Consider the following 12,141-nt stretch of genomic DNA (forward strand, 5'->3'; position numbering starts at 1 on the left):
GATAAAAGAGAATTTTTTTACGGAACTAAAAAAACGATGCCATAACATTGAGGTACAAGTATAAAATGTTGAGATGCCTTTTTACAAAGGGCATTTTTTATGGACTTCTTAACACAATCAAAAATAAGCCATGATTATACAACTATGTTTATGTGATCAAAAGGGGGATAAATAGTCGTGTATCTTTGCTTTACCAATGCTGGCTTGTTAATAGGCTGAGATGAATCCCGAGTATTGCCATCATTGGCTGGGTCATTGTTTTTTACATCTCATTACAACTGTCTTTCAAGAACTTTTGAAAAAGTATATTAAAAATGCAATCAAAGTGATCTGACTATCTGAGGTGAAAATGTGGCTTAGATAGCCAATATAGCTGTAATGTTAGCAAAGAGGAAAATGAGTTTCCGATAAAGATACCAAAGATGGAACTATAGTCTATCATACAAAAGATGGGGAATTTGTTATTCACATTCGAAAGCGAGCGGAAGAAAGATGAAAAAAGTTGGATTTGATTCAGAGAAATACTTGGAAGAACAATCTTCCTATATCCTTGAACGGGTACAACACTATGATAAGCTTTACTTGGAGTTCGGCGGCAAATTGATCGGCGACAAACATGCCAAGCGTGTTTTGCCGGGATTTGACGAAGATGCAAAGATGAAGTTGCTGGCTACACTGAAAGAGAAAGCGGAGATCATTATCTGCGTGTATGCAAGTGACATAGAGCGGAAAAAGATACGCGAAGATTACGGGATCACTTATGACCAAGATGTCTTGCGATTGATCGATGAATATCGCGGATACGGCATATCTGTTAACAGTGTCTTGATTACACGTTACCAAGAGCAGCCGAATGCCAAAGTGTTCATGGCGAAGCTGGAACGGAGCGGTATCAACGTTTACACTCATCGCGCTATTGAAGGTTACCCGACAAATGTGGAAGCGATCATCGGCGAGGAAGGATTTGCAAAGAACCCTTATATTAAAACGACTAAGCCGATCATAGTTGTAACTGGGCCTGGACCGGCAAGCGGAAAGCTTGCGACTTGTTTAAACCAAATGTACCACGAACATGAATTAGGAAACAATATAGGCTATGCCAAGTTTGAAACGTTTCCCGTTTGGAACTTGCCATTGAAGCATCCTGTGAATATTGCTTATGAAGCCGCTACTGTGGATTTGAAAGACGTGAATATGATCGACAACTACCACTATGAAGCTTACGGAGAAGTGGCGGTCAATTACAATCGCGATATCGAAACGTTCCCGGTCATCAAACGGATTATTGAAAAAATCACGGGTAAAGAATCCGTTTATCAATCGCCAACCGATATGGGTGTCAATCGCCTTAAGTCGGGTATCATAGATGATCAAGTCGTACGGGAAGCAGCAAAGCAAGAAATCATCCGGCGTAGTTTCGCTGTAGAAAACGAATATAAAAAAGGATCAGCGGATGAAGATACTCTTCGGCGTATGCAAGTGATTTTAGAAGAAAGCGACTTAAAAAAAGAAGATCGGGTACCAGTGTTGGCAGCACGCAACTATGCAATAACAGTGCAGGATAGGATTGGCAGCACGAATCTGCAGGCAGTGATTGCGATCGAACTGCCAAATGGCGAGATCATTACTGGACGAACTACAAAACTAATGGATGCTTCGGCAGCGGCAATTCTGAATGGATTGAAGTTACTCGCTAATATAGCAGATGAAATTGATCTTTTGACACCGATGATCTTGCAAACCATCCAGCGTTTAAAAACGGATGATCTAAACAGTAGAGTACCGACATTAAGTGCAAACGAATTGTTGATTGCATTGGCAATCAGTGCAGTCACCAATCCTACTGCTCAGCTCGCTTATCAGCAACTGCCGAATTTAAAAGCCGCACAAGCTCATTCTACGGTCATTTTGAACAGAGAAAACGAACAGACCCTGAAAAAACTTGGCATCGATATCACCAATGACCCGGTATACCCAACAGACAATCTGTATTATAATTAATTAATAATTGCAACCTTGTTTTTAAAGAAAAAAGGAGAACGGATCTCTATTATTTATAGTATCTGTTCTCCTTTTCAATATTGCATTACCCTCATTCATACTCTTCTAGAATATCTTCTATTGAAAACTTCAATGAAAAATAAATATAAAGTGCTGCCATTAAGGAAGGGAAGCCGACACGATTTCCATCTTCAGTTGGAAGCAGTGGTTTGACTAAGGATGTTTGAATAAAAACATCTGCTAAATCGGCTAGGCTTTTACCTTCTGACTTATTTTCACCGGCTATGGCAACAAAAGAGATGTTTTTTTCAACTAGTTTTTCACCTAATGAGATTGCGTCTTCATCATTAGCAAAACGAGTGATCAATAAAACTCTATCAGCATGGGTTAAAGAGTCAGTTGATTCCAAGCGTGTTGCACCTTTTAAAGGTTCTACACCTTCAATCGCTTCTGACAAAACTCCTTCCATTTCCTTAAAACCTTTTATAAAAATAGCACCTTCTCCTGCAAGAGCCTGTGCCAAAACCCGAGCGCCATCTTCTATATTATATTCTTCTTTTTCAAAAATTCGTTTGAACAAGCCCGCCAATTGGGTCGTAAACATTTTTTGCATGTAATTCACTCCTCTTTGCTATTATACTTTTACGTTTAAAAGTTTTTCAACTTATGTCAAATTAGGTCTTTTAATAATAGGAGGATAATAAGGTATAAGTGGAGAATATATAAGTGTCTATTTTTGATAATCTCACAAAAACAATTATCTAAATCCATCTAAATGCCCTATTAATTTTTGAAAATGTTCGTTATAATGAAATCAAAGAGGGGGATATAATGAAGGAGAAAATTTTGATTGTCGATGACCAATTTGGAATTCGTATTTTATTGAATGAAATTTTACAAAAAGAAGGCTATCAAGTTTTCCAAGCAGCAAATGGTTTACAAGCTCTTGCTATTACAAAAAAACATGCCCTTGATCTTGTTTTACTAGATATGAAAATACCAGGGATGGATGGATTAGAAATATTGCAGCAGATGAAAAAAATAAAACCGGATATTCGAGTCATTATTATGACTGCATATGGGGAATTAGAAAAGATGGAAGCTGCAAAGAAATTAGGGGCATTAGCCCATTTTACAAAGCCATTCGACATTGTTGAACTTCGCCAAACGATTAGATCATACATACCATTAAAAATGGATACATAGCTTAAAAATTTTTATAATTCGATTTCCTCTGACAAAAAAATCATTTTCATAGTTGGTAATCATTTGTTGAATTTGATATGATGAAAATGAAAAATGTCCCTGTCCTTAATTGGGGACAGGATGAAACATGCACATTTGTGCCAGTTTATGTCAGAGGAGGAAAAACAATGCCTTTAGTTTCCATGACCGAAATGCTTAATAAAGCAAAGGAAGGAAAATACGCGGTAGGTCAATTTAACTTAAATAACCTTGAGTTTACACAAGCAATCCTACAAGCGGCAGAAGAAGAAAAATCTCCTGTTATACTAGGTGTATCAGAAGGTGCTGCACGCTATATGGGTGGTTTCAAGTTTGTAGTTAAAATGGTCGAAACTCTAATGGAGGAATATGGTACAACCGTTCCAGTAGCCATCCATTTAGATCATGGTTCAAGCTTTGAAGCTTGTGCAAAAGCAATTTATGCTGGCTTTACATCAGTAATGATTGATGGATCTCATTATCCACTTGAAGAGAACATTGAACTAACAAAGAAAGTAGTCGAGCTTGCACATATGTTCGGCGTTTCTGTAGAAGCTGAACTTGGTAGAATTGGTGGCCAGGAAGATGATTTGTCAGTTGATGATGCTGACGCAGCTTACGCTATTCCTGAAGAATGTGATCGACTCGTTCGTGAAACAAAAGTAGATTGCTTTGCTCCTGCTTTAGGTTCAGTTCACGGTCCATATAAAGGTGAACCTAATCTAGGCTTTGATCGTATGGAAGAAGTCATGAACTTAACTGGAGTACCACTTGTTCTTCATGGAGGAACAGGCATTCCAACAAAAGACATCCAACGTGCGATTTCACTTGGAACAGCTAAAATTAATGTAAACACTGAAAATCAAATTGCGTCTGCAGCACGTGTACGCGAAGTATTGGCAGCAGATGAAAATATGTACGACCCACGCAAATATTTGGGACCAGCACGCGATGCCATTAAAGAAACAGTTAAAGGCAAAATGCGTGAATTTGGTTCATCTGAAAAAGCATAATTTAGAAAAGCGCAAGCGCCTTGTCTAGTGACGTACTGGCCCACAGGATGTGGGTCCGTCGACGTCGCCACAGGACGTGGCTGTTTTAGTCGACGTTCCTCTTTCGGCCATCGACTGAGATAAAGGAAACACGATGAGTCCGATAGGACGAATTGATGTTGACTTATCGTAGGGAGATGGGCAAGAAGTTTGCTAGTCGATAGGTACTGGGGCTGGACTACAAAAGTCTAAGTTCAAATATTATGACGTGTAAAAGACAATTCTCTTTTTGCAATCATGACGAAACCGTCCATGTTTTATGGACGGTTTCATTACAATTATAAAGTTTCATTCATTATCATATCCCCTACATAAATTCCCGCACATATTGCCAAAATCCATATTAATTCGATATTATTGCTAATAATTTACTTTATTTCTACATGTTTATGTTGTTTTCGTATATAATAATGTAAAATATCGGTTTTTATTAATATCAGACTTGGAATATTTACCCAAAAGAGTTGGAAAGGAAGACTAAAATGGAAAAGCTTAAAATAGCAGGTGGATATCCGTTAAAAGGGACAATTAAAGTGAGTGGAGCAAAAAATAGCGCCGTTGCACTAATTCCTGCTACGATATTAGCTGATTCACCTGTGACGATAGAAGGCCTTCCGGATATTTCAGATGTTCATACATTACAAGGACTCCTAGAGGAAATAGGAGGAAATGTCACTTTGCTAGATGGCGAAATGACTGTTGATCCGAGTAAAATGATCTCCATGCCACTTCCAAACGGCAAAGTTAAGAAACTAAGAGCTTCGTATTATTTAATGGGGGCGATGCTTGGACGTTTTAAAAAAGCTGTGATTGGTCTTCCAGGTGGATGTCATTTAGGCCCACGTCCCATAGATCAGCACATAAAAGGGTTCGAAGCTTTAGGAGCAACCGTGACTAATGAACAAGGTGCCATCTATCTTCGGGCAGAAGAGCTTCGAGGATCAAGAATTTATTTAGATGTTGTAAGTGTGGGTGCCACTATTAATATAATGCTTGCAGCGGTTAGGGCAAAAGGCCGTACAATCATTGAAAATGCTGCGAAAGAGCCTGAAATTATAGATGTTGCGACACTTTTAACGAATATGGGAGCAAAAATTAAAGGTGCTGGAACGGATGTAATCCGTATCGATGGAGTTGACCATTTGAATGGCTGCCGTCATACTATCATTCCAGATCGAATAGAAGCAGGTACGTTTATGATCCTTGGAGCAACTGTCGGAGAAGGAATTTTAATCGATAATGTCATTCCGCATCACCTTGAATCATTAACCGCTAAACTACGTGAAATGGGAGTGCCGGTAGAAACTGGGGACGACCAAATTTTTATCGGGAAAACAGATGAATATAAACCAATAGATATAAAAACACTTGTCTACCCTGGATTTCCAACTGACTTGCAACAGCCTTTTACTGTGCTATTGACGAAGGCAGAAGGTTCATCCATTGTAACAGATACAATCTATTCAGCACGTTTTAAACATATTGATGAATTACGAAGAATGAATGCAAACATAAAAGTGGAAGGCAGCTCAGCTATTGTGAATGGTCCATCGAATTTACAAGGTGCCAAAGTAAAAGCTTCCGATTTACGAGCAGGAGCAGCTCTTGTCATTGCAGGATTGCTCGCGGAAGGGATAACAGAAGTAGCTGGTCTTGAGCATATTGATCGAGGATACAGTGATTTAGTAGAGAAGTTAAATGGACTTGGAGCAACCATCTGGCGTGAAAAAATGACTGAGGAAGAAATGGAACAACTAAAAAGTTCATAATGTTTAATGGAGAGTCTAAAATTGTTAGACTCTCCTTTGCAAGTACTACCATTTCCATGTAAAATAGGCATATGGAAGAGGCAGCATTATCCCTCAACCTCTTCATACTCTTCGAGGTTTAACTGTAAGTTAATTTTTCCTCCTAATTAATGCTTTTTCAACGAGAGTTTTTTCTACCTAAGGCAATTATAAATTCCTTTTTCCGGAGAATAACGATCTGAATTTTATTTATTATTTTAACTTTTTTTGTTCTAGTCCAGACATTTAAATTGGACTAAGATGGCTGCAGGGTTTTATTTAAATTTTAAAAAGAGTGGTGTCGAAATGGCTGAATTAACAATTTCATTATTGGAAGATATGAAACTAAAAGAATTATATGAACTTGCTCGTGAATATAAGGTTTCATATTACAGCAAATTAACGAAGAAGGAATTGATATTTGCAATTCTTAAAGTTCGTGCAGAACGTGAAGGTTTTTTCTTTATGGAGGGCGTTCTGGAGATTATTCAATCGGAGGGGTTTGGTTTTTTAAGACCGATTAACTATTCGGCAAGTTCAGAGGATATCTATATTTCCGCTTCGCAGATCCGACGTTTTGATTTGCGAAACGGGGATAAAGTATCAGGAAAAGTAAGACCGCCAAAAGAAAACGAACGTTATTTCGGTTTGTTGCATGTAGAAGCGGTTAATGGTGATGATCCAGAAAGTGCAAAGGAACGTGTACATTTCCCGGCCTTAACACCTCTCTATCCCGATCGCCAAATTAAACTTGAAACAACTCCAACGAATCTATCAACTAGAATTATGGATTTAATATCTCCGGTTGGTTTTGGACAACGTGGTTTAATTGTTGCACCTCCAAAAGCAGGGAAAACAATGCTTTTAAAATCAATTGCCAATGCAATTACGACAAATAATCCTGAAGCAGAATTGATTGTTTTATTAATTGATGAGCGTCCTGAAGAAGTAACGGACATTGAACGCTCCGTCAATGCAGAAGTTGTCAGCTCTACGTTTGACGAAGTGCCAGAAAATCATATAAAAGTAGCCGAGCTTGTTTTAGAACGGGCGATGCGTTTAGTAGAGCATAAGCGTGACGTCGTTATATTGATGGATAGTATTACGAGACTAGCACGCGCCTATAACCTAGTAATTCCTCCTAGCGGAAGAACATTATCAGGTGGTATCGACCCTGCAGCATTTCACCGTCCGAAGCGATTTTTCGGAGCTGCAAGAAATATAGAAGAAGGCGGCAGTTTAACGATTTTAGCTACAGCCCTTGTCGACACAGGTTCTCGTATGGATGATGTGATTTATGAGGAGTTTAAAGGAACCGGAAACCTCGAGCTTCACCTCGACCGTTCTCTTGCAGAAAGAAGAATTTTCCCAGCAATCGACATCAGGCGTTCTGGAACAAGAAAAGAAGAATTGCTTATTCCAAAAGAGCAGCTTGATAAACTTTGGAAGCTTCGTAAAGTTATGTCAGACTCTCCCGACTTCGCAGAGAAATTTTTACGAAAGCTACGTCAGGCTAAGACGAATGAAGAATTCTTCAACATGTTGGCGGCTGCGGAAGCGAAAGGAAATACGAACGGAAAAACAATTCTTTAATGCGTATTTTTTCATATTGAAATATTGCAATTTGAATATGCACTTGTTATAATGAAAAATGTGTTTTTGATATAAATATGCAAAAAGCATCACGATAGATAACTCTGTTTCAGCAAATGATTCAGGGCATAAGGAGATGAAAGTAATGAAAGCAGGAATTCATCCAGAATATAAAAAAGTAATGGTTAAATGTGCTTGTGGAAATGAATTTGAGAGCGGATCTGTAAAAGATAAGGTAAGCGTGGAAATTTGTTCAGAATGCCACCCATTCTACACAGGACGTCAAAAATTCGCATCTGCAGACGGACGCGTTGACCGCTTCAATAAAAAATACGGTCTTAAGTAAGAAAACATTCGAAAAAACGGGCAAGAATTGCTTGCCTGTTTTTTTATTGCCTGAAATAGGGGAAAACTATAAGAAAAGCGTAATTTTGTGTAATGACATGTGTGCCGCATTTATTGCTAGATACAACTGTCAATTGTCTAGTGAAATTGCGTTTGAATATAATTCTAATTACATTAGTATTAAACTGGATTAAGAATACATATTCCTGTTTAAGTGGTTTTACTCTCGTATAAGGAGTACATACTTCTCGATGATATAATTTTGGGTATAGTAGTCAATATAACAGTGTAACTGTTTTTACCTTCGCAAGTGCATCATCTTCCATTTAAATAGCATTTACTCTCATATAAAATGTTTAATCACTTACTAATTTTCTCATAAGCATATTAATATAATATAACTGGAAGGAGCAGTCATCCCATGGATATAATTAAGCATACAGGATGGATAGAAGTTATTTGCGGGAGCATGTTCTCTGGAAAGTCGGAGGAATTGATTCGACGTGTAAGAAGAACGCAATTCGCAAAGCAAAGCATTATGGTTTTCAAGCCTCAACTGGATGACCGCTATAGTATACATGAGGTGGTTTCACATAATGGAACGGCTGTGAACGCACTACCAGTGCAAAATTCGGCGGACATATTGAAGGCTGTTCATGCTGATATTGATGTTGTCGCAATTGATGAAGCTCAATTTTTTGATGATGGGATTATCTTAGTTGCACAGCAGCTTGCAGATAGTGGGCATCGGGTGATCATTGCAGGCTTGGATCAAGATTTTCGTGGTGAACCGTTTGGTCCTATGCCACATTTAATGGCAGTTGCTGAACAAGTGACAAAACTGCACGCGGTTTGTGCGGTATGTGGCTCGCCTGCTAGCAGAACCCAGCGTCTCATAAATGGAGAACCAGCGTGCTACGACGACCCAATTATCTTAGTTGGTGCTTCCGAAGCATACGAAGCAAGATGTAGGCATCATCACGAAGTGCCTGCTGGAACAAATGCCACTTTACGCCAACCAATTGAAAATGGAAAATAAAGTACATAAAGTTAGTCCTTGATTCTCTTCAAGGACTATTTTTATTTTTATCTTAAAACTTTTCTGAAATTACTCTGTCTAATATATAGAAAGGGGGATTTTGGTGATTGATGAAAAGCTTATCAAAAAGGCGATAAAAGGGAATGACGAAGCCTTTTTAATTATCATGGATGAATACAAAGTGGATTTATATAGAACAGCTCTCGCTTTTTTGAAAAACGAAGGAGAGGCATTAGAAGCTATTCAGGAAGTAACATTTCGCGCTTATAAAAATATTAGGAACTTGCGTAATGCTAGTTTTATCAAAACATGGCTTTTTCGCATAATGATCAATTATTGCAATGATCAACTAAAAAATAAAAAACGGCATGTAGTTAATGATGAAATAATCCAGACCTTAGCAGTATCAGAACAATTCCATGAACTTGAAATGAAGGATGCCATGTTAAAACTTGATGAGCGGTCAAGGGAATTATTAACGCTAAAATACTTCAACGATATGAAAATAAAAGAAATTGCTGAAGTGATGCAATGCCCGGAAGGCACGATCAAAACCTGGTTGCATAAAGCATTGAAGCAGCTGCGAGACATATTAGAAGAGAAAGGAGCGGGTTCGAGTGTTTGAAAAAGAAGAGAAAAAACTGGTCGATTTCAAAAACAAATATGATGATGCCGCAATTCCAGTAGAAGCATTAGATGCAGCTATTATGGCGGGATTCAAAAAAGCAAAACAAAAGAAAAAGACAAATGTTAAAAAGTGGATGATCACTTGTGCAGCGGCTGTTATTTTTCTTAGCGGATTTTTTGCTTCTATTCGAATCTCACCAGCCTTTGCTTCATATATCGCAGCTATTCCTGGTATGGACAGAATTGTTGAAATGATTGTTCATGATAAAGGAATGCTAGCAGCGGTAGAGAATGAATATTATCAGGAAATCGGAATTTCGGAAGAGAAAAATGGAGTAAAGCTAACAATTGATGGGGCGATTGCGGATGAAAATGGGATTGTTTTGTTTTATTCTTTGAAGTCCGAAAAAAAGTATGAATCGATGTGGATTGATAAAGTGGATTTAAAAAGATTGGATGGAAAAGAATTAAAACAATCGTCTTGGTCTTTCGGAGCGCCACATACATCTGAAAAGAACTCTACTTATCAAGGAATGATTGAATATTTCTTTAAAGAGCCTTATGAAGCAAGGGAATTCCAGATTGATATAGCGGTAGGAGCAAGTGGGTATTCCGAGAATTTTAAAATACCTTTTACGTTGAAAAACATTAAGTCTGTAAAGCATCTAGCAATAAACAAAGAAGCGATGGTTGAAGGGCAAAAAATAAACTTCGTCGATGCGAAAATTTCTCCATTAAGGGTGGGCATCCGTGTAAAAATAGATCCTAATAATACAAAGAAATTATTGAATTTTGATGATTTACGGCTTTTGGATGAAAAGGGTGAAACATGGGGGAAAATCCAAAATGGGATTTCAGGCTCGCGTATTTCTGAAAATGAAGAAATTGTCTACTTGCAAAGCAATTATTTTAACCAACCTAAGGAACTTTATTTAGCATTTAACAAAATTCAAGCAATAGATAAAGATGAAGCATATTTAGTGGTTGATATTGAAAAAGAAAAAATCATCAAACAGCCAAAAGGAAGCCAGTTCAATCCTCTAGTAACAGTTTCTGGAGATGACATAATTTTTAAGATGCATACAAAAGAGGAATTTACTTATTTTATGTTTGGTACTCCAAAAGATCGTGATGGGAAAGAATTAATTTCGGAATCTGGCTTTTCGAATTTTGCTGATAACGAAGATTACCAAGTATATGAACATGCAATTAATATCAAAAATTTACATTCCGCTAAAGGCCCAATCTCTCTTGAACTTTCATCCTATCCATCATGGATTACAGGTTCTGAAAAAATAAAAATTAAATAAAAACCTTTTTTCACAAGAAATATTTGCTTTGAATTAAGTGAACGTTATACTATAATAGTGCACTTATGCAAACAGTATGAGGTGAAAAAGATGTTTGATAAATTACAATCTGTAGAGGAGCGCTACGAAAGATTGAATGAGCTTTTGAGCGACCCAGATGTAGTAAGCGATTCTACAAAGTTAAGGGATTATTCGAAGGAACAATCGGCGATAGCTGAGACCGTTGAAGTTTATCGTGAATATAAAGCTGCTCAAAATCAATATAAAGAAGCTAAAGAGATGCTTGAAGAAAAGCTTGACGCTGATATGCGCGAAATGGTAAAAGAAGAAATTGGTGAGCTTGAGGATCAGCTTAAGGAACTTGAGGCCCGACTCAAAATTTTACTTGTACCGAAAGATCCAAATGATGATAAAAACGTCATTATGGAAATTCGCGGTGCTGCCGGTGGAGATGAAGCGGCTCTATTTGCGGGTGATTTATATCGTATGTACAGCCGATATGCAGAAGCGCAAAACTGGAAAATTGATGTTATTGAAGCCCATTCTACTGGACTTGGCGGATACAAGGAAATTATTTTCATGATTAATGGAAATGGTGCTTTTTCCAAGTTGAAATATGAAAATGGTGCCCATCGCGTACAGCGTGTCCCTGAGACAGAGTCTGGCGGTAGGATTCATACATCGACGTCCACGGTTGCGGTACTTCCAGAAGCGGAAGAAGTCGAAGTGGATATTCATGACAAAGATATCCGTGTAGATACTTTTGCATCCAGCGGTCCAGGAGGGCAAAGTGTAAATACGACGATGTCAGCAGTTCGTTTAACGCATATCCCAACTGGTGTTGTTGTATCCTGTCAGGACGAAAAATCGCAGATTAAAAATAAAGAAAAAGCTATGAAAGTATTACGGGCTCGTGTATACGATATGTTTCAACAGGAAGCACAGGCAGAATACGATGCAAATCGTAAATCTGCTGTTGGAACGGGTGATCGTTCGGAACGTATTCGCACATACAATTTCCCGCAAAACCGTGTAACTGATCATCGTATCGGGTTAACAATTCAAAAGCTTGATCAAATTTTAGAAGGTAAGCTCGACGAAGTGATTGATGCTCTAATCATTGAAGATCAATCCAAAAAACTTGAGAGCGTGGAAGAATAATG

General features: G+C 38.0%; 11 protein-coding genes. 10 read left to right on the forward strand and 1 reads right to left on the reverse strand.

Features of this window, described 5'->3' with window-relative positions:
* Window positions 1-492 precede the first annotated feature (492 nt).
* Complete coding sequence (locus MT489_RS10495) at window positions 493-2,001, forward strand: DUF1846 domain-containing protein (RefSeq protein ID WP_244681505.1); 1,509 nt, start codon at window positions 493-495, stop codon at window positions 1,999-2,001.
* 91 nt (window positions 2,002-2,092) lie between these two features.
* Here the strand turns inward: MT489_RS10495 and MT489_RS10500 are convergent, their stop codons facing one another.
* Window positions 2,093-2,614, reverse strand: a complete 522-nt coding sequence (locus tag MT489_RS10500; protein ID WP_244681506.1) for a DUF2529 domain-containing protein — start codon at window positions 2,612-2,614, stop codon at window positions 2,093-2,095.
* A 218-nt stretch (window positions 2,615-2,832) separates the two neighbouring features.
* Here MT489_RS10500 and MT489_RS10505 point away from each other — a divergent pair, with 218 nt between their 5' ends.
* The 9 genes from MT489_RS10505 (at window position 2,833) to prfA (ending at window position 12,139) form a co-directional block, all read left to right on the forward strand.
* Window positions 2,833-3,207 (forward strand): response regulator, encoded by a 375-nt coding sequence (locus tag MT489_RS10505; protein WP_244681507.1) that lies wholly within the window; start codon window positions 2,833-2,835, stop codon window positions 3,205-3,207.
* A 167-nt stretch (window positions 3,208-3,374) separates the two neighbouring features.
* Complete coding sequence (gene fba, locus MT489_RS10510; protein WP_244681508.1) at window positions 3,375-4,238, forward strand: class II fructose-1,6-bisphosphate aldolase; 864 nt, start codon at window positions 3,375-3,377, stop codon at window positions 4,236-4,238.
* A 521-nt stretch (window positions 4,239-4,759) separates the two neighbouring features.
* On the forward strand, window positions 4,760-6,046 hold the full coding sequence (locus MT489_RS10515; protein ID WP_244681509.1) for a UDP-N-acetylglucosamine 1-carboxyvinyltransferase: 1,287 nt from the start codon (window positions 4,760-4,762) through the stop codon (window positions 6,044-6,046).
* 324 nt (window positions 6,047-6,370) lie between these two features.
* Window positions 6,371-7,657, forward strand: a complete 1,287-nt coding sequence (gene rho, locus MT489_RS10520; RefSeq protein ID WP_244681510.1) for a transcription termination factor Rho — start codon at window positions 6,371-6,373, stop codon at window positions 7,655-7,657.
* 145 nt (window positions 7,658-7,802) lie between these two features.
* Complete coding sequence (gene rpmE / locus MT489_RS10525) at window positions 7,803-8,003, forward strand: 50S ribosomal protein L31 (protein WP_213111261.1); 201 nt, start codon at window positions 7,803-7,805, stop codon at window positions 8,001-8,003.
* A 420-nt stretch (window positions 8,004-8,423) separates the two neighbouring features.
* Window positions 8,424-9,041, forward strand: a complete 618-nt coding sequence (locus MT489_RS10530; RefSeq protein WP_244681511.1) for a thymidine kinase — start codon at window positions 8,424-8,426, stop codon at window positions 9,039-9,041.
* 103 nt (window positions 9,042-9,144) lie between these two features.
* A complete protein-coding gene (locus MT489_RS10535) occupies window positions 9,145-9,666 on the forward strand; it encodes a sigma-70 family RNA polymerase sigma factor (protein WP_244681512.1) in 522 nt (173 codons plus the stop codon).
* Window positions 9,659-10,978 (forward strand): DUF4179 domain-containing protein, encoded by a 1,320-nt coding sequence (locus MT489_RS10540; RefSeq protein ID WP_244681513.1) that lies wholly within the window; start codon window positions 9,659-9,661, stop codon window positions 10,976-10,978. Before MT489_RS10535 ends, MT489_RS10540 begins: the two co-directional genes overlap by 8 nt.
* A gap of 90 nt (window positions 10,979-11,068) precedes the next feature.
* Window positions 11,069-12,139, forward strand: coding sequence for a peptide chain release factor 1 (gene prfA, locus MT489_RS10545; protein ID WP_244681514.1), 1,071 nt, complete (start codon window positions 11,069-11,071; stop codon window positions 12,137-12,139).
* Window positions 12,140-12,141 lie beyond the last annotated feature (2 nt).

Origin of the sequence: Lederbergia wuyishanensis, assembly GCF_022900255.1 — a bacterium.
Classification (GTDB): Bacteria; Bacillota; Bacilli; order Bacillales; family Bacillaceae_C; genus Lederbergia; species Lederbergia wuyishanensis.

Bases quoted from the DNA above. Each gene is read 5' to 3' on its own strand.
- MT489_RS10495 (WP_244681505.1), top strand. From the start codon at position 493: ATGAAAAAAGTTGGATTTGATTCAGAGAAATACTTGGAAGAACAATCT.
- fba (WP_244681508.1), top strand. From the start codon at position 3,375: ATGCCTTTAGTTTCCATGACCGAAATGCTTAATAAAGCAAAGGAAGGA.
- MT489_RS10505 (WP_244681507.1), top strand. From the start codon at position 2,833: ATGAAGGAGAAAATTTTGATTGTCGATGACCAATTTGGAATTCGTATT.
- rho (WP_244681510.1), top strand. From the start codon at position 6,371: ATGGCTGAATTAACAATTTCATTATTGGAAGATATGAAACTAAAAGAA.
- rpmE (WP_213111261.1), top strand. From the start codon at position 7,803: ATGAAAGCAGGAATTCATCCAGAATATAAAAAAGTAATGGTTAAATGT.
- MT489_RS10530 (WP_244681511.1), top strand. From the start codon at position 8,424: ATGGATATAATTAAGCATACAGGATGGATAGAAGTTATTTGCGGGAGC.
- MT489_RS10500 (WP_244681506.1), bottom strand. From the start codon at position 2,614: ATGCAAAAAATGTTTACGACCCAATTGGCGGGCTTGTTCAAACGAATT.
- prfA (WP_244681514.1), top strand. From the start codon at position 11,069: ATGTTTGATAAATTACAATCTGTAGAGGAGCGCTACGAAAGATTGAAT.
- MT489_RS10515 (WP_244681509.1), top strand. From the start codon at position 4,760: ATGGAAAAGCTTAAAATAGCAGGTGGATATCCGTTAAAAGGGACAATT.